The sequence below is a fragment of the Mesorhizobium sp. URHB0026 genome (assembly GCF_054059755.1).
The window spans coordinates 4,294,325-4,311,042 of record NZ_JBSSCN010000001.1 but is presented as its reverse complement, the minus strand read 5'-3'; the positions used below and the strand labels follow the sequence as shown (position 1 = coordinate 4,311,042).

Genomic DNA, 16,718 nt, shown 5'->3' with positions numbered 1-16,718 from the left:
GGTTCCCTTCGCGGAATACCGCCCCGATGTGGCCAATCTGAACGCCGCTTACACCGATGATGTCATGAATGTGCTTTGCTCGACGGCATCGTATCTCCCATTCCCGGATTTCGTGGCCTTCACGAGCGCATTGGCTTCGGCGCCCTTTGGTTATTTCAGGGCCATAAGCTCTGCTGGACAGGTCACGACCTTCGCAGGGACGGCTACCAAGCTCTGGGTGCTCGACAACACGACGCTGACATGGACCGATGTCACCAAGGTTGCCGCCACCTATAGTGCAAACACGGACGCCAGGTGGTGCTTCGAGCAATATGGCGACTATGTGGTTGCGGTCAATATCAACGACAACCCGCAGGAATTCCAGCTCGGCGTGTCCACCAACTTCATCGATCTAGCCGGCTCGCCGCCGAGGGCATCGTTTGTCAGGGCATGCGGCGACTTCCTGTTTCTGGAGCAGCTTTCCACGAATGCAAATCGTGTCCACTGGTCGGCGCTGAACGACATCCATGGCTGGACGCCAGGCACGAACAATTCCGACTATCAGGATTTCCCAGAAGGTGGGGCGGTTCAAGGCTCATCGAGGGCGACAAACCCGCTTATCATCCTCCAGAGGGCGATCTATCTCGGCACCTTCGTCCCCGGCTCGTCCATCATCTTCTCGTTTGTGAAAATCCACGAAAAGCGAGGGGCGAAATCGCCCTATTCGATAGCATCGCGGGGCGATGTCACCTTCTTTGTTGACGAAGGCTCTATTTTCCAGATGGGGGCGGATGGTTCGATAGCCGATATCGGTTTCGAGCGTGTCAGCAGAACCATTTTCGGGCAGGTGGCATCATCGGACATTGCCGCTATGGTTGGGGCGATCGATCCTTTCTACTCCCGCTTTTACCTGACGATGGACCTGACCGGCAGCGGCACCTACACCAACATCCTGGTCTATGACTGGCAATTGCTTAAGTGGACGATCGCCGAACATGTCAACGTCGGCATTTTCCCCTCCGCTACAGCCGGGTACACGCTTGAAGGGCTCGACGCGATTGGAACGCTCGACGCACTGCCCTATTCGCTGGATTCGAAGGTCTGGCAGGGCGGGGCGCCGGTTCTTGCTGCTTTCGATAGCACTTATAGGCTCGGCTTCTTCAATGGCCAGGCCAAGGAAGCGCGCATAACGACCCAGGAGATGGGCGACACGACCGGGATGGTCACGCGCGTCAATGCGATCCTCCCGGTGATCGATACTGCTGCCGCACTTATGTCGATTGGCAAGCGCTTTCGGCGCGGTGACAACTTCGTCTGGAGCACTGAAGCCGCGCAATCCACCAATACGGGCATTGCGAGGAAGAACAGCCGCGCCCGCTATCATCGCTTCAAGGTCAGGATACCGGCGGCCACCGTCTGGACCCATGCTCAAGGCGTAGACATCAAATCCGCTCCAGCTGGGCAGAGATAATGGCTCTAAGCGTCCACAACACGACATCATGGCCGGCTGAAAAACTGCTGCCCTATGGAGCAGATATCACCAAGGCCATGCGCAAGCTGGTCGATCGGTTTCCGAGAGACATAACGGTTCTCCACCTCGCACAGGAAATCATTGCCGGCAAGAAACAGCTTTGGCTGATCCTTGAGGGTGAGAAGTTCGTTTCGTTCGTCCTGACCGAAATCCAGATCAATGACGCAACGGGGCTGAAAAACCTGCTTGTCGTGTCGCTGGCCGGGGACGAGGGCGCGACTACTGTACCGCTCGGCATCGAGTTGGAAAAATGGGGCGTCGAGAACGGTTGCACCGAGGCTCGCACTTTGGCCCGTAAGGGCTGGACCAGGCCTCTCCTGGCGCACGGCTACAAAGAGCACATGGTTCTATTCCGCAAACCCATTGGGGGGGCAGTCTGATGGGTTCGAAAGAGAGCAAACAGACGACAGAAAACAAGCCCCCGGAATGGGCAACGCCGCTGTTCAAGCAGTCGGCATCCGAGGCGAGCAACCTCTACAATTCCGGCTCTGGTGGCAACACCTATACCGGCAATACGGTCGCCGGCCTCTCCGGCACCACGATGGGCGGCGTCAATCAACTGGCTCAGGCCGGCGCGAATTCAAACACCGCCGGCACAAGGCCGCTATTGCAAGGGATTGGAGCGGCATCGGTCGCACCGTCATACTCGGAGCAGAACCTTGGCGACATGGCCAACGGGTCGTATCTGAAGAACGGCAACCCGTATTTCGACGCTGCACTGCAACCGCAACTCGACAAGACGGCGGCACAGGTCCAGAGCCAGTTTTCCGGGGCCGGGCGGTATGGCTCGGGCGCAAACACTGATGTCCTGACAAACCAGCTCGGCGGCATTCGTTCCGGCGCTCTCAGGGACCAGTTCAACGCCGACAGCGCAAACATGCTAACCGCGAACGGCATGATGGACAGTTCCCGCAATGCCGGCCTCGATCGCGGCTTGCAGGCAACCCAGGCGATGGGCCAGCAGGATCAGCAGCAGTTTCAGAACAAACTTACCGGGGCCGGGGCAACGTTACAGGCCGGCAATATCCTCGATACCCAAGCGCAGAAGCAGTTGTCTGATCAAGTCGCGAATTGGTACGCGCAGGACAACCAGGACTGGACACGCTTGGGCCTGTTGCAATCTGCGGCTGCGGGATCGGCCGGTAATTATGGCACTCAGGTCGCAACCGCGCGGCAACCAACGGATATTGGCAGTCTGCTTGGCGGTGTCGGCGCACTCATGGGCAAATAGGTGGCGATATGATCGGTATGATGGATAAGGGCGGTCAGGGAACGACGCAGGTCCCCGGCCAGCAACCCATGCAGGGGCTTGGCACTGGACTTGCGCAACTATTCGCCAACAATCAGCCGGCAGTTGCGCCGACCTCGCCAGCACAGATCCCGCAGGTCGCGGCGCCGCAGTACGGACCTTCGCTGATGCCGAGCCCGGAACAGGCTATGGCCGCTACACGCGCAAGAATGCTGGCCAGAACCCCAGCACAGCCACTCGCTCAGCCGACAACCGCAAGGCCGCCGGTATTTGTCCACGGCGGCGGCTCAAACCGTTAGGGCTTCAGCATGACCCTTCAGGAAATCCTCGCCTCGCTGCTGAACCCCGGTGGGTCTCAACAGGCCCCGAACCAGCTTGCCATGGCTGGTGCGCCAGCGCAGGTTGGCGACCACGCGAACCCGGCTGCTCTCTTGCAGGGTCTCACCGCACCGCAGGGCCAGCAGGCGACACAGCAGGCGGTGCCCCCGCAGGCTCCGCAAGGCCAGCCGATGCCCCAAAGCGCTCCAGCGGCCCCGCCTGTGGCAGCACCGCCCCCTTCGGGCGGTGGTATCGGTGGATTTCTGTCCAATCTGCTCAATCCGCAGGATGCCGGCAAGAACCAGACCATTTCGTGGCTGAGAAAGCAGGGCATGGACGAGGGCACAGCGACCATGTTCGCGTCGAGCAAGCCGGCCTTGCAGCAATACCTGCTGAAGCGCGCCCAAGGCGGCGGCGGGGCAACCGCTTTCGACCAGCGGGCTCAGGCGGCTCAACAGTACGGCCTTGACCCGAATTCGCCGGATGGCCGTGATTTCATCCTGACGGGTAATCTCCCACAGGCAAGGGGTGGCAATGCTGAACTTGGTCTTCAGCCGCAGTTTGGAGTTGATGACCAAGGCAACCCGGCGCTTCTACAGCTCGGCAAGGATGGAAAAGTCGTCAAATCGCAAATGCCTCCTGGGGTAACGCTATCCAAGACACCGATCAAACTCGATGCTGGTACGGAATGGATATTGCTTGACCCCATTACCCGCCAGCCGGTGGGACGGATTCCGAAAGACCTCGCCGGAGCAGCGTCGCAAACCGCGCAGGGTACGGCACAAGGTGCTGCTGCCTTCGATCTGCCGCGCGTCGAGCAGAACGCAAACCAGATCCTCGACACTTTGGACAAGATGAAGAACCACCCCGGTCGCGAAGGTTCGACCGGCTTCTTTCAGGGAATGCTCCCGTCGCGAACCTCTGATCAGGTCGATTTCCAATCACTGGTGGACCAGACCAAAGGGCAAACATTCCTGCAAGCGTTCCAGTCCCTCAAGGGAGGTGGCGCCATTACGGATATCGAAGGCGCGAAGGCGACGAATGCCATCTCGCGGCTGGGCAACCAGCGCCTGAGCGACCAGGATTACTTGCAGGCCATTACTGACCTTGAGGACGTGATCAAGACCGGGGTGGCCCGCGCTCAGCACCAAGCCGGCGGCGGAGTTGCGCCGAGTGCAGTTCAGCCATCGGCGCCGCAGTCATCCGCTACGTCCACGCCGTCTAGTGACGCCCCGCCCCCCTCTTACACCGGCAAAAACTGGAAATATATGTCACCGGAGGCGCGCAAACTATGGCAATGACGCTAGAGCAGCTGCGCGCCGAAGCCGAAGCGGAGGCTGCCCGCAGGGCTGACGAACAATCAGCTGCAGAAGCCAACGCACGGGGCAAGGCGGGCCTGGACCGCGCCAAAGCTGTTATGGCTTCGGGCGGCCCAAATTCAGCGTCAGTCAGTAACGTCCCGGCCTATTCTCCAGCAAAATACGGCATGGGCGGCTCCGCGATGATGGGCGCGTCGGACTCGGCTACATTCGGGTTCGGCGATGAATTGGCTTCCTATCTCGGCAGTGCTATTTCGGGCGACCCGCGCGAGCAAGTCTTGCAGGAGATGCGCGCGAATGCGGGCAACGCGCAGGAACAAAACCCAGGCTCCTATCTTGGCGGTCAAATCGGTGGCGGCGTGGCGCAAGCTCTTGCTACTGGCGGTGCAGGCGTAGGAACAACCTTGGCCCGTGGCGGCGCCGGGCTTGGCAGAGTTGCCATTGGCAGTGCGCTGGATGGAGCGATGTATGGCGGGGCCTATGGTGCTGGATCTGCTGACGGAGATATAAACGATCGGCTCAAGGGCGCGGCCGCCGGAGTTGGGGCTGGTGCCGTCGCGGGCGGGGCAATGCCTTATGTGGTTGCAGGCGTGTCCGCCGCCGCCAAGCCGCTAGTAGCCCCTCTAATGGCTCGCCTGCAACCAGAAGAATACGCCAGCAAAGCGCTCGTAGAGGGGATGAGGAGATCGGGCAGAACCAACGCCGAGATAACCCAGGCCCTGAGAGCGGCGCAGGCGGATGGACAAGGCATGTTCGCCATTGCAGATGCGATGGGGAATGCCGGTCAGCGCATGCTTTCGACGGCCGCAAGGAACCCACACGAAGGCAGGCAGGCCCTCATCGAGACGCTTCAGCAGCGCCAAATGGGGCAGGGCGATCGTCTAGCCAACGCCCTCTCCGAAGGTTTCGCGGCGCCGGACACGGCTGCCCAGCGAGCGGCCAGTTTAACGAGTGCCCGATCAGCGGCTGCTGATGCAAACTATGCAGCGGCAAGAAATGGCGCCGGTCCTGTTGACGTATCGGGCGCCATCAATGCCGCGAACGACATTCTGACTCCGGGCGTTACGAGATTGGCTAATCCCGGTTCCGGTATTGCCGATGACAGCATGGAGGGAGCAATCAGGCGCGCGAGGTCGCTTCTCACTGACGGCCAGTCCCAGGTTACTGATTTCAATTCAGTCCTTCGCGCGAAGCAAGACATTGCAGATCAGATCGCAGTCGCGCAGCGTTCGGGTCGCGGAAATCAGGTCAGGCTGTTGTCTCAAATCAACAATCAACTGGATAGCGCGCTAGAGGGGGCATCGCCGGGGTATCGCCAAGCGAACGATACTTTCCGCACTCAAAGCCGGGTAATAGACGCGGTGGATACAGGCAGCGGTGCTGCGTCGGGCCGCACACGCGCGGCGGACAACATCCAGACGTTCGGAAGCCTATCCCCGGATGAACAGAATGCTTTCCGCGCTGGTTACGCGGACCCGATGATTGCCAAAGTGGAGTCGTCGTCGCTGTCGCCAACCACGAACAAGGCGCGCCCTCTGATCACGGAAAAGACGGGGCAGGAATTCCCGGCATTCGCAGCACCGGGCCGCGCCGATCAACTGGGAACGCGCATTGCGCGCGAACAAAGGATGTTTGAGACATCTAACGCCGCTTTAGGTGGGTCAAAGACGGCTGACAACCTTGCCGATGCGGCGGACTTGAACAAGTTTGATCCATCGATCATGACCAACCTCATGCAGGGCCGCCCTGTTGCTGCCGTCATCTCGGCGGTGTCCAAAGCGCTTAACGAGTCGCGAGGACTGCCCCCAACCGTGCTCACCCGGCTTTCTCGATCGCTGATGGAGACGGACCCGGTAGCGGCTCAGGCTTTGCTGCGCGCAGGAGCCAACAGCAATCTAAGGGACGCAAGCCGCCGGGCTGTTTATAGCTCGGTTCTTACTCGCCTCACTTCGGCTGGAGCGGTTCCGGCTCTTGCAGGTAATTAGCGCCTCATCCAAGGCGGCACTTTGTCCTTGGTGATCGCCGTCATGATGATAACAAAAACGCCGCCCGTTAAGGCCCCCAGCCTCACGGAAGGCCAGTCTAAAGTCCCTGTGGTTAGAGAGACCGTCCACAGGGACGCAACCAGTCCCGCGCCAGCCCAATAAATCCAGTTCCCGGTTCTATCGCGCGGCGGCTCATCCCGGTCGTGTTCAATCTGCATCCGCACAAAATAGCGACTAACGCACAGGCTGCCAAGTAGGCGGCCTTTTTCTTTGAGGCTTGCCCATGTCCTATGTCGGCACACCGCGATACCTCGGGAGCGACCTCCAGACGCTGGCGTCGATCCTCCAGGGCGAGGCGGGTGGCGAGGGGCCGCAGGGCCTCCAAGCTGTCGCCAGCGTCATCCAGAACCGGGCAAAACAGAACTTCTCAGGCTATGGCAGCGACCCGATCTCCCAGGCGCTCGCCAAGAACCAGTTCCAGGGCCAGTCGCCACACCCCAGCCCGGAAGCGCTGGCCGTCGCGCAGCAACTCGCTGGCGGCAGCCTTGCGAACGATCCGACGCATGGCGCGCTCTACTACGCCAATCCGGGGGCATCCTCAGCTTCTTGGGCGCGCAATCTGAACCCGAACAATTCCCTCCAGATCGGGCACCATTACTTCACCGACAACACCAGCGGCAGCCCCTTCGCGGGCGCGGCGCCGGGTCCAGACGGCCCCAAGGGGCAGGAAGCCTACGCCCCACCAGCCCCATTCGGCAGCATGTCGCCGCCGATGATGGCCCATGACAACAGCATTGATCCAAACGTCGCGAAATATGCTTTCGCTGACGACAAGAGCCCGATCGGCAATCGTCTGTCAAAGGCCGGTGAGCTTTTCAGCAAGGCTACCGAGGCGCCGAGGCTTCGCCCCGGTCCTTTCCCCGGCGGTCCATCCGCAGAACAGGCAGGCGGCCTGCTCAAGGCAACCAGCAACACAAACCAGCTTGCACAGATGCTGCTTGGACGGAGAATGGCATGAGCTCGATTTTCGACTGGAGCACGACCCCGGCCAGCAATTCCAATTCCGATTCAGGCATCAATTGGGCGGAAGGACAGTTTCCCAGCACCGTAAACAACAGCGCCCGCGCAATCATGGGACGCCTTGCCGAACTGGTAAAGGACATGGGAGGCGCGTTGGTCGCGGCCGGCACGGCCAATGCCCTGACCGTCACGACCAATTCAGCCTTCACTACGAACGTCAACGGGAGGTTTCTGGCTTTCCGCGCGGCATCCGACAATACCACTGCGGCTACGCTCAACGTTAACGGTATTGGCGCGAAATCCATTCGCAAGATGACCTCTGCGGGAGACTCTGCACTTACCGGAGCGGAGATCCAGGCTGACGGCGTCTATCTGGTCAACTATTCCGAGGCGCTCAATGGCGCGGCAGGCGGGTGGTTGCTGGTCAACCCGACACCGGCCGATTTGACCGTCTTCGCGACTTTGACCGGCTCGGAAACACTCACCAACAAATCGCTCACCAGTCCCGCATTGACGGGAACGCCGACCACCCCAACAGCGGCGCCAGGCACCAACACAACGCAGGTGTCTTCCACGGCTTTTGTCACGGCGGCTGTGGCGGCACTGTCCACGGTCTATCAGCCCCTCTCGTCTGCCCTGACAGCTCTTGCGGCCATCGGCACGGCGGTTGCTGGCGACATCATCTACGCCACGGGAGCGGGGACATGGGGGCGCCGCGCGAAGGGTACGGCATCCCAAGCTCTGCTGATGAATGCCGGAGCAACTGCGCCAGTCTGGACAACACTGCCCTTTACCCAGTCGTACGAAAGCTCACAGCAGGCAATGTCCCTCGGCGGATTAGTGTCTGTGGCGCACGGCCTCGGCGCAAAGCCGAAGTTGTACATGGTCGTTCTCCAGTGCATTACCGCACAGGGTGGATACGTGACGGGGGATGAAGTGCACCCTAATCCGTCCTACGATGGCGTCAGCAATTTCGGCCTTTCCATCGTTCCCACTTCGACCAACCTACTCGTTCGCGTGGGATCGGATGGTTTGTTCATCATGCGGCCCGACACCGGCGCCAATTTTGCAATTACCCTAGCCAATTGGGGTTTGGTCGCGAGGGCATGGGCCTAGCGGCTTCTCGCAGACCGTATAGCCCACTGACAACCATATCCAGGGCATCAAGGGCCGCGTCGTAAGGCATAGGCCCAAGAGCGCCATACTCCGTTCGCACTTGCCACGACTCCTCGGGGCGCCGCCAGAAAGCCCACCAAGGCGGCATGGTGATCGGCAACGGTTCCATGGCGTACTTTTGGCTCATCGTCTCAATCCCCATCGAGGCAATCAAATGGTCGATCTCGTCAACATACCAGCAATTGACGAGATCACCAACGCTGCCGACACTCGGCTAGTTTTGTACCAGTCTGGCCGGCTCGTTCACACACCGCTCCAGCAGATCATCGACGTGATCGCTGGCGTCATTGGCGACATCGTCGGCGCCGGCCTGCTCCTCGAAGGCGATGAATACGGCCTCGGCCTGAGCTTTCTCCTCCTCGAAGGCGACGAGAGCGGCATTCTGCTGCTCGAAGGGACTTATTAAATGAGCAAAACCAACTCCGCTCTAACTGCCGCGACGACCCCGCTTACCGGTACGGAAGTTGTCTATCTCGTTCAGGGCGGAAACAGCCGCAAGGGTACAACGGCGAGCTTCTACATCCCTGGCGGGACCGATGTTGCCGTTCTCGATGGGGGCACAGGTGCCTCAACTGCGGCTGGCGCGCGCACCAATCTTGGCCTCGTGATCGGGACTGACGTGCAGGCTTATTCCGCCAATCTGGCGGCATGGTCTGCGGTCAACCCATCCGCTTATCTGAATTCGGCCGGCATTGCCGCTGCCTACCAGCCTCTCGATAGCGATCTGACGGCGATTGCTGCGCTGACGACAACCACGTTCGGCCGCTCGCTGCTGACCAAGACGGCTGCGGAAGACGTTCGCACCACGCTTTCAGTTGGACCCTATGTCGCCACGCGCGCCGCGTTGAAGGCCCTCGACACCACTAAGGACACGGTTGCGCAGTTCGACGGTTCGCAATGGCGGTTCCTCGCGGCCGACTATTCTACGCAAGTCGCGGCCGACACCTCGGAAGGCATCTATATCAAGGCCACGGCGATTGCGGCGGCGTCCGGCGCGTGGGTGCGGTCCTTTGACCGCCACAGCGCCAAGTTCTACGGTGCCTCGGCCAGCGCGACGAAGGCGGCGAACGTCACGGCGCTGCAATGCGCGGTCAACGTCGCACAGCTTTTCGTCGGCGAATTGTATCTGCCAGAACTCTATCCGACGAACGCGGCGATCCTGGTTTCGAACAATCTGCGCCTGCATGGCGTCAGCGCGTTCACGTCTGGCATCACATGCGACACCGGCCATGCAATCAGCATCGTGCCGTCAACCGTCATCGCCAACAACAACACCTGGTATGGGCTGTTCAATTTCTCCGCCATCTCGACGGATGCAGGGGCGTTCTATGGCATCAACTACGCCTCGACCGGCTCGGAATACCTTTCGAACTGGCCTCTGGACGGCGTTTATGCATCCGGCACGGCCGGCGGCGCAAACTTCGACAGCACCGGGTCAACGGTCGGCATTTTCTCCTGCACATTCCGGCGTTGCTGGTTCGCCAATGGCCTTTCGATCCTCGATGGCGGCGACAGCATCACGCTTCTCGAAAACACCATCAACGGCACAGGCATTGGCGTTTTCGTCAATGGGCTCAAGACCGGCGCGCGCCAGCTTGTCATCCGCAACAACAACATCACAGCCCGCTCCGAGTGCGTATACCTCCTGAACGTGACCGGCGCGATTGTCGATTCGAACTGGATGGAAACCCCGTCCTATCTCGGCAGCTATACCGGGACCACAAACGCCCTGCTTTTCGCTCAGGCGTGCCCGAATACGCGCATCTCTCGAAACACCATCCAGCCATTGACATCCGTCATGGTCGGCCTCGGACAGACGGCGGCCAACTATTCGATCCGGCTCAACACGTCGGGCACTGGTAGCAGTATCTCTGACAATGACATCGCCATCGGCAACACCGGCCACATCCAAATCGGCGCGGGCGTCAGCAGCACGCTGATCGACTGGAACAACAAGTTCGACGTGACGGCGGTTATCACCGACGCCGGGACGGGGACATTCGGCGCGGGCAACACGCCAGGTGTGTTCAATCAACTTGTGAAGTTCACGACGGCAGCGGCGTTCGGCAGCGTCGTCACCTACGAAAGCACCGAGGCGGGCGCGGGGAATGGGCCCTTCATTGAAGGATACCGCAACAGCGCCTCGCCGGCAGTGAGTGATGGGGGCCCGGTCTACGGCTTCTACTGGAACACCAGCTTGGGCGTTAAGACCCTCGGTGCGTATTTCAGCGGGACGTTGCTTGACCCTGTCTTGGGGACATTCGCGGCGCAAATCAACTTAGTTCGCAAGGTGGCCGGCGCTGACGTTACAGCCTTCACGATCGGCACAACCTTCGCGGTGGCAGCGCCTACGACCTTCGCGCAGTCGATTACCCCGCTCACCAATGATGCGGCGGCTCTAGGCTCGGCTACGGTCTCTTGGTCAGACCTGTTCCTTGCCACTGGCGGCGTGATCAATTGGGCAAACGGCAATTACACCGTGACCCACACCACAGGCGTTCTGACCTTCTCCGGAGCGGTCCTATCGACGGGGACGGGTGGCGTCGGCTATGCGACAGGCGCGGGCGGCGCTGTCACGCAGCTTACGAGCCGCACGACAGGCGTCACGCTCAACAAGGCGAGCGGCGGGGTCACGATGTTCTCGGCGGCTGGCTCGGCAACAGCCGCCACGTTCACGGTGACTAATTCCACGGTGGCCGCTACCGATACCATCATTCTTAGCCAGAAGTCCGGCACCAACCTTTACAATTTCATCGTGACAGCGGTGGCGGCGGGCAGTTTCAACGTCACGTTCTTCACGACGGGCGGCACGGCCACGGATGCCCCGGTGATCAACTACAACGTCATCAAGGGCGTTGCTGCCTAACAATTCCCCCCGAAAGGAAATTCCATGGACCGCAACTTCGCGCGGGCGCTTGCGCTTGTCCTCAAGTCCGAAGGCGGATGGAGCGACAACCCGAAAGATCCTGGTGGCGCCACCATGAATGGCGTCACGCTGGCTAACTTCCGCCGCTATGTGCAGGCCAACGGCACCAAGGACGATCTGCGCCATATCACCGACGAGCAACTAGCGACCTGCTACAAGCGCTTCTATTGGGACGCCGTGAACGCCTCCGCTCTCCCGGACGGTGTTGATTATGCCGTGTTCGATTTCGCGGTGAACAGTGGCCCCGGACGGGCAGCGAAATACCTACAAATGACCGTTGGCGCCCCGCAGGACGGCCAGATCGGCAGTGCCACGCTCCAGGCGCTCAAGGCTCGCCCCACATCCGCAATCATCAACAGCCTGTGCGATCTGCGGCTTGCGTTTCTCAAGCGCCTGCCGACTTGGGACACCTTTGGCAAGGGATGGTCCGACCGCGTGAGAAGCGTCCGGCTTGCCGCGCTGCTTATGGCAGGGCAACCAGCGGCCACAGCGCCGCAGAAGCCAGCGCCGACCGCTCCCATGCGTGAACCGCAGCCATTGCCCACCAAGCCCAGCAAGGTTGCGCCAGCCGTCACGGTGGTTGCGCTAGTTGCCATGGCACTCGCCGGCTTCTGGCATCACATCGTCACCGCAATCCAAGGGATATTCTGATGACCGCAGTTCTCATCCGCATTGCCCTCCGCTACGCCGCTGGCGTCCTCGTCACGCGCGGTCTGATCGGCTCGGATGATGCTTCGGCATTCTCTGCGGACCCCGACATCCAGATGGCTTTGGAAACGGGGCTTGGCCTTGCAATGGCTGGGGCATCTGAAGCCTGGTACTGGCTCGCCCATCGCTTCGGGTGGGCGAAGTGATGGCCTTCCTCGGTCTTGTCCTCAACTGGCTGACAGCCGGTCCTCTCGACCGAATCCTGACCTCGATCGACAAGCATGGCGATGCCATCACAGACCGGGAAAAGATCAAGACTGACGCCGTGAACCAATACGTTCAGGCTCAGGTTTCGATCGCCAATTCCAGGCAGTGGTTCTTCCCCCTGTTCTTTGTCGTGCCGGCGGGAATCTGGTTTGCAGCGGTGTGCATCTATTCGGTCCTTTGGTGCCGAGGCTGCGCGTATCCTCAATCGTGGTCCGTTGCCGCATTGCCGCCTCCGCTTGACCAGTGGATGGGCTGGATCGTCACGTCCCTTTTCATCGGCCGCGCGGGGTCGGACATCCTTGCGAGGCTGAAGAAATGAGCGAAGATTTGCAGCCTGCCGAACGTCTCGCCGACCTTCCCAAGGAAACCCGAGACTTCCTCTCTGAGCTTACCCGCGAAGATATTGCCACCATCAGTGCGGGCCTCCCGATCATCCGCATGATCATAGGCTTCGGCAAGGTCACTAAATGGCTGGCCATAAGCCTGTTCGGCGTACTCGTTGGCTTTGTGATGCTTTCCGACAGCATCTCCAAGATCCTTGCCTGGTTCAAGCAACCGTAAATAGCACAAACCGCTAATATTCCGTGGGGAAAACTACGGTTTCGTTTGCATTTGTGCAAGAACGGTACGACACTTTTACAAGCAAATCAACGCGCGCTTGGCATCTTTTCAAACAAAGGTGGACTGAGATGAAAGAGAACTTGCCTGCTATTGTTCTTCTTAGCGTTATGGGTATTGCGTCTGCTCTCATCGTCGTTGGAGTTGTCTGCCAAACGATCGCACTTCATCCTGACGCGATGGGATTTTTGCCATGATCCGCCTAGTCGCACTGCTCGCCGCGTTGCTCTATAGCGTCCCAGTCTCTGCCGCAGTCGATCCGCATGCCGGCTCCATGCAGGTCGTTCACATCACAGACGATCCAGGCGGAAGCGTTGGGGAATATTATAGGAAATACCGAGCGCTCTCTGATGCCGGTACGGAGATCCACTTCCACGGCATGTGTGCGAGCGCTTGCACCATTGTGCTTTTTACCGAGTTCACCGGGATAAGGGCCTGTGCCGATGAGGGCGCCATCTTTGCCTTCCACAAGCCATTCGATCTAAAGGACGGCAAAGCCGTGCGCACAAAGCAGGCCATCAGGGAAACCCGCAAGCTGTGGACCTCATGGCTTGAGGAATTGCCCGCTCCGTTGCGCCGGTATCTGCAAGGCGTCCGCGTCCCCTCTGCGACCGAGGGCGATGAACAAAATACGCTCTTACTTATCCCCGCCAATTTGCTCCTGCCGCGTTGTCCGACCACGGTGGCTGATCAATGACCCTCCCTTACCGCCTCTTTGTGACCAATTTTGCCGGGGCTTGCCTACTCGTCTGGTGCTACTGGCTAGGCTATATCACCAGTCTTATCGATGGCGACATCGGCCATATGGCTGAAGCTATGGCCGGCCTGTTCCTGCTTGGTCTAGCCTCAACGTTTCGCATTGCTTTCAAGGTCGAGGCAATCCGCTACAGAGCCGACTACACGGCCAACGGCAGGCTCAAGAGCATCCGGGCATTGATGATCAAGTCGAAGCACCTCGTTATCTTTACGGGCGTCGTCTTCATGTTGAGCATCATCGGAAACGGCATCGGCATCAGGTATATGTTCCATGGCATCGACCCCGCATCGATTGGGTCTGCGGATGGCGGGCAGAGCCTTATCGCGCACGTCATGGCGGGCGCAGGCACGTCCTTCGGGTCAACGATCATTGGCGCCGCATTGTACATCTGGACATCGCTGAACGCCATGATGCTCTACACGGAAATGGAGCTTCTTGAACTGGAAGCCATGTAGATGGGTCATCACCGCGACTGGCCTTTCGGCTATATCGACCAACTGCTTTCGTTCGGGAATTTGCTGATCGGGCTTTTGGTTGTCGTATTCCTGAGCATGAACCCGCCAGCGAAAAAGAACCCCGACACGCTCCCACCTCCCGGCAATATCGCGGTGCTGATGTGCTGGGCGCCTGGTCCAACTGACGTGGATCTCTGGCTGGGCGCTCCCGGCGATAAGTCGGTCGGCTACAGCCGCAAATCGGGGACCGTGTGGGCGCTTCTCCGTGATGACATGGGCATCGTCAACGATGTCTCTCCGATCAACTGTGAGAGCGCCTTTGCCCGCGCTACACCGGCAGGGGAATATGTGGTCAACATTCATGGCTACAGCCTTCCCGAAACCGCCACCATCCACATCGAGGTTTCGCTGAACGGCTCGCTGCTGGTCTCCACAAACTTAGACCTGAAGCCTCGCCAAGAGAGAACTGTCGTCCGCTTCACGCTGGACGGCAAGGGGATGATCGTTCCCGGCACGCAATCCCAAGTTTATCAGCCACTTCGCTCGGCGCAATAGGAGAACACTATGCTTCTGCTGCTTTTCGTGGCGATCTTCATCCTCTGCTGCATCGCCGATGAGGTTCACACAATCCGCAAAATCCTAGAGCGGAACGACAAATGATCTGGGCCGCGCTCGCCTTCCTCGTATTCTTTGCTGCCTGCCTGATTTTCAGCGCGGTCGGCCTTTGGTGGATGGGACCAGCCGAATGACCCTACTGGCATCGACTTGGCTGGGCCTTGCGGTCCTGCTCTGCACATTCGCCTGGTTCGCCAAACGGCGAGTTATCGGCCTTTCCTTGCCAATTGCCGTGGCCGTTGCCGCGCTTGCCGTCTACCTCCCGACAGGCTCCCCGCGCTTCACTCATCCGCCTGCTGGCTCATATACGGTAGTCGGTGCTGATATCGTCCCGAATGTCGGGATATGGGTGCTTCTGAAAGAGGGCGGCAAGCCCCCGGTATATTACCGTTTGCCCTACAGCAACTCCCAGGCTGATCAGCTTCAGAACGCCAAGGATACTGCCGGCGAGGGCGGCGTGAAGGCCACGGTCGGCGACGAAGGTGGCGTCACCTATCAAGGCGAGCATCCTCAGAGCGACACGGCGCCACCCAAGACGCCAGAAATCCCGGCAATCTCAATCCCCTAATAGCCGCACGACACAATACCCGAATAACCAGCATACAGCGGGGTAACATGCCAAATCCAAGCTTCAGCGAAGATTTGCTAATCGAAGCCGTGGAAGCGCTCCGGCGTCATCACGGTTCAAAGCGGGAAGCGGCAAAGGCGTTAGGTGTTGAAGAAAGCTCATTCTACCGTCGCCTGAAGGCTGCAACGAAATACGGATATCTCGGCCCCGCACCAACCAAACCGGGCTTTGTCATCCGGTCGATCTCCAGCAAGGAGGGTGAAGCTTGGGTCAAGCAGGTTCCCGAGCCAGGCGCACCCTTTGAAATCCCTGACGGTCATATCGTCAAAGGCGTCTCTGCCCTTATCGGGCCTGACGAACGCATTATCCAGCAATGGGTGAAAACAAAGCAGGACAATAGCCCGGTTCTGTCCGATGCGATCAAGGCGGCGTTTGAGGGCTACGCCCCGGCACCTTTGATCCCGCCGCCAGACTTCACCAATGACGATCTCCTCACGGTCTATCCGATCGCCGATCTGCATCTTGGTATGTTCTCATGGGCCAAGGAGACCGGCGCCGACTATGACCTGAAGATTGCGGCCGATCTGTTGCGCTCCAGCATGGACAGTCTTGTCGCCCGGTCTGCCAATTCCCGGAGCGCAGTGGTGCTGGATCTTGGGGATTATTTCCACTCCGATAATAGCCGCAACCAGACGGCACGTTCGAACAACCCCCTCGATGTCGATTCCCGCTATGCAAAGGTCGTGCAGCTCGGCTTCGAACTGGTGATCCAGTGCATCGAACTTGCGCTTCAAAAGCATGATTTTGTCGAGTACCGGAAGACCCCCGGAAATCACGATACCGAATCCAGCCTGATGCTCGCTGTGGCTGTCTCTGCTCACTTCCGGGCCAATGAGCGGGTGACAGTCGATACCAGCCCCAGCCGCTTCTATATGCGCCAGCACGGTTCCTGCATGATCGCAGCGACCCACGGCGACATGCTCAAGATGGGCGACATGGCCGGCTTCGTGGCTGCCAACTGGCCTGAAGCGTGGGGCAAGACCCGGTTTCGATACGGCTATACCGGGCATGTCCACAATGAGAAATCCCTGTCGGTGAATACGCTCCGTGGCCTTCGTGCGGAGAGTTTCAACACGCTTGCCGCCAAGGATGCCTGGCACGCCGGAGAAGGCTACCAGAGCCCGCGCAATATGGTCTCGATTACGCTGCACAAGGATCGGGGCGAGGTCGATCGGTTCACGGTGGCTGCATGAGCAGCCCCAAGATGGCAATCCGTGTCACTCTCGC

The 16,718-nt window shown here is 59.7% G+C and carries 18 protein-coding genes; all 18 read left to right on the top strand.

Annotated elements, in window-relative coordinates:
- Positions 1 to 28 precede the first annotated feature (28 nt).
- The 18 genes from ACVWWD_RS21080 to ACVWWD_RS20995 all read left to right on the top strand — a co-directional run bounded on the left by ACVWWD_RS21080 (position 29) and on the right by ACVWWD_RS20995 (position 16,684).
- Positions 29 to 1,450, top strand: a complete 1,422-nt coding sequence (locus tag ACVWWD_RS21080) for a hypothetical protein (RefSeq protein ID WP_457103325.1) — start codon at positions 29 to 31, stop codon at positions 1,448 to 1,450.
- A 77-nt stretch (positions 1,451 to 1,527) separates the two neighbouring features.
- The gene (locus ACVWWD_RS21075) at positions 1,528 to 1,890 is read left to right on the top strand and encodes a hypothetical protein (protein ID WP_457103324.1); all 363 of its coding nucleotides are present in this window, start codon (positions 1,528 to 1,530) and stop codon (positions 1,888 to 1,890) included.
- Positions 1,890 to 2,741 carry a tail fiber domain-containing protein gene (locus ACVWWD_RS21070; protein ID WP_457103323.1) on the top strand — a complete coding sequence of 284 codons (852 nt, stop codon included), beginning with the start codon at positions 1,890 to 1,892 and terminating at the stop codon, positions 2,739 to 2,741. The genes ACVWWD_RS21075 and ACVWWD_RS21070 overlap by 1 nt, the downstream gene beginning before the upstream one ends.
- A 326-nt stretch (positions 2,742 to 3,067) precedes the next feature.
- Positions 3,068 to 4,378 carry a hypothetical protein gene (locus ACVWWD_RS21065; RefSeq protein WP_457103322.1) on the top strand — a complete coding sequence of 437 codons (1,311 nt, stop codon included), beginning with the start codon at positions 3,068 to 3,070 and terminating at the stop codon, positions 4,376 to 4,378.
- Entirely contained in the window at positions 4,369 to 6,381 is a 2,013-nt protein-coding gene (locus ACVWWD_RS21060) for a hypothetical protein (RefSeq protein WP_457103321.1), read from the top strand. Before ACVWWD_RS21065 ends, ACVWWD_RS21060 begins: the two co-directional genes overlap by 10 nt.
- A gap of 283 nt (positions 6,382 to 6,664) precedes the next feature.
- Positions 6,665 to 7,399 carry a cell wall hydrolase gene (locus tag ACVWWD_RS21055; RefSeq protein ID WP_457103320.1) on the top strand — a complete coding sequence of 245 codons (735 nt, stop codon included), beginning with the start codon at positions 6,665 to 6,667 and terminating at the stop codon, positions 7,397 to 7,399.
- Complete coding sequence (locus tag ACVWWD_RS21050) at positions 7,396 to 8,517, top strand: hypothetical protein (protein WP_457103319.1); 1,122 nt, start codon at positions 7,396 to 7,398, stop codon at positions 8,515 to 8,517. The genes ACVWWD_RS21055 and ACVWWD_RS21050 overlap by 4 nt, the downstream gene beginning before the upstream one ends.
- A 214-nt stretch (positions 8,518 to 8,731) precedes the next feature.
- Positions 8,732 to 8,983 (top strand): hypothetical protein, encoded by a 252-nt coding sequence (locus ACVWWD_RS21045; RefSeq protein ID WP_457103318.1) that lies wholly within the window; start codon positions 8,732 to 8,734, stop codon positions 8,981 to 8,983.
- Positions 8,984 to 11,443 (top strand): hypothetical protein, encoded by a 2,460-nt coding sequence (locus ACVWWD_RS21040; protein ID WP_457103317.1) that lies wholly within the window; start codon positions 8,984 to 8,986, stop codon positions 11,441 to 11,443.
- Between the two features lie 24 nt (positions 11,444 to 11,467).
- A complete protein-coding gene (locus tag ACVWWD_RS21035; protein ID WP_457103316.1) occupies positions 11,468 to 12,154 on the top strand; it encodes a glycoside hydrolase family 108 protein in 687 nt (228 codons plus the stop codon).
- On the top strand, positions 12,154 to 12,357 hold the full coding sequence (locus tag ACVWWD_RS21030) for a hypothetical protein (RefSeq protein WP_457103315.1): 204 nt from the start codon (positions 12,154 to 12,156) through the stop codon (positions 12,355 to 12,357). The genes ACVWWD_RS21035 and ACVWWD_RS21030 overlap by 1 nt, the downstream gene beginning before the upstream one ends.
- A complete protein-coding gene (locus tag ACVWWD_RS21025; RefSeq protein WP_457103314.1) occupies positions 12,357 to 12,737 on the top strand; it encodes a hypothetical protein in 381 nt (126 codons plus the stop codon). The genes ACVWWD_RS21030 and ACVWWD_RS21025 overlap by 1 nt, the downstream gene beginning before the upstream one ends.
- The gene (locus ACVWWD_RS21020; RefSeq protein WP_457103313.1) at positions 12,734 to 12,979 is read left to right on the top strand and encodes a hypothetical protein; all 246 of its coding nucleotides are present in this window, start codon (positions 12,734 to 12,736) and stop codon (positions 12,977 to 12,979) included. The genes ACVWWD_RS21025 and ACVWWD_RS21020 overlap by 4 nt, the downstream gene beginning before the upstream one ends.
- 250 nt (positions 12,980 to 13,229) lie before the next feature.
- Entirely contained in the window at positions 13,230 to 13,733 is a 504-nt protein-coding gene (locus ACVWWD_RS21015; RefSeq protein WP_457103312.1) for a hypothetical protein, read from the top strand.
- The gene (locus ACVWWD_RS21010; protein ID WP_457103311.1) at positions 13,730 to 14,248 is read left to right on the top strand and encodes a hypothetical protein; all 519 of its coding nucleotides are present in this window, start codon (positions 13,730 to 13,732) and stop codon (positions 14,246 to 14,248) included. Before ACVWWD_RS21015 ends, ACVWWD_RS21010 begins: the two co-directional genes overlap by 4 nt.
- Entirely contained in the window at positions 14,249 to 14,803 is a 555-nt protein-coding gene (locus ACVWWD_RS21005; protein WP_457103310.1) for a hypothetical protein, read from the top strand.
- Positions 14,804 to 14,993: 190 nt separating this feature from the next.
- Positions 14,994 to 15,431, top strand: coding sequence for a hypothetical protein (locus ACVWWD_RS21000; protein WP_457103309.1), 438 nt, complete (start codon positions 14,994 to 14,996; stop codon positions 15,429 to 15,431).
- Between the two features lie 47 nt (positions 15,432 to 15,478).
- Positions 15,479 to 16,684 carry a helix-turn-helix domain-containing protein gene (locus ACVWWD_RS20995; protein ID WP_457103308.1) on the top strand — a complete coding sequence of 402 codons (1,206 nt, stop codon included), beginning with the start codon at positions 15,479 to 15,481 and terminating at the stop codon, positions 16,682 to 16,684.
- Positions 16,685 to 16,718: the final 34 nt, after the last annotated feature.

Excerpts from the sequence above, each read along its gene's own strand:
- ACVWWD_RS21075 (WP_457103324.1), top strand. The coding sequence starts at position 1,528 with ATGCGCAAGCTGGTCGATCGGTTTCCGAGAGACATAACGGTTCTCCAC.
- ACVWWD_RS21070 (WP_457103323.1), top strand. The coding sequence starts at position 1,890 with ATGGGTTCGAAAGAGAGCAAACAGACGACAGAAAACAAGCCCCCGGAA.
- ACVWWD_RS21065 (WP_457103322.1), top strand. The coding sequence starts at position 3,068 with ATGACCCTTCAGGAAATCCTCGCCTCGCTGCTGAACCCCGGTGGGTCT.
- ACVWWD_RS21060 (WP_457103321.1), top strand. The coding sequence starts at position 4,369 with ATGGCAATGACGCTAGAGCAGCTGCGCGCCGAAGCCGAAGCGGAGGCT.
- ACVWWD_RS21055 (WP_457103320.1), top strand. The coding sequence starts at position 6,665 with ATGTCCTATGTCGGCACACCGCGATACCTCGGGAGCGACCTCCAGACG.
- ACVWWD_RS21050 (WP_457103319.1), top strand. The coding sequence starts at position 7,396 with ATGAGCTCGATTTTCGACTGGAGCACGACCCCGGCCAGCAATTCCAAT.
- ACVWWD_RS21045 (WP_457103318.1), top strand. The coding sequence starts at position 8,732 with ATGGTCGATCTCGTCAACATACCAGCAATTGACGAGATCACCAACGCT.
- ACVWWD_RS21040 (WP_457103317.1), top strand. The coding sequence starts at position 8,984 with ATGAGCAAAACCAACTCCGCTCTAACTGCCGCGACGACCCCGCTTACC.
- ACVWWD_RS21035 (WP_457103316.1), top strand. The coding sequence starts at position 11,468 with ATGGACCGCAACTTCGCGCGGGCGCTTGCGCTTGTCCTCAAGTCCGAA.
- ACVWWD_RS21030 (WP_457103315.1), top strand. The coding sequence starts at position 12,154 with ATGACCGCAGTTCTCATCCGCATTGCCCTCCGCTACGCCGCTGGCGTC.
- ACVWWD_RS21025 (WP_457103314.1), top strand. The coding sequence starts at position 12,357 with ATGGCCTTCCTCGGTCTTGTCCTCAACTGGCTGACAGCCGGTCCTCTC.
- ACVWWD_RS21020 (WP_457103313.1), top strand. The coding sequence starts at position 12,734 with ATGAGCGAAGATTTGCAGCCTGCCGAACGTCTCGCCGACCTTCCCAAG.
- ACVWWD_RS21015 (WP_457103312.1), top strand. The coding sequence starts at position 13,230 with ATGATCCGCCTAGTCGCACTGCTCGCCGCGTTGCTCTATAGCGTCCCA.
- ACVWWD_RS21010 (WP_457103311.1), top strand. The coding sequence starts at position 13,730 with ATGACCCTCCCTTACCGCCTCTTTGTGACCAATTTTGCCGGGGCTTGC.
- ACVWWD_RS21005 (WP_457103310.1), top strand. The coding sequence starts at position 14,249 with ATGGGTCATCACCGCGACTGGCCTTTCGGCTATATCGACCAACTGCTT.
- ACVWWD_RS21000 (WP_457103309.1), top strand. The coding sequence starts at position 14,994 with ATGACCCTACTGGCATCGACTTGGCTGGGCCTTGCGGTCCTGCTCTGC.
- ACVWWD_RS20995 (WP_457103308.1), top strand. The coding sequence starts at position 15,479 with ATGCCAAATCCAAGCTTCAGCGAAGATTTGCTAATCGAAGCCGTGGAA.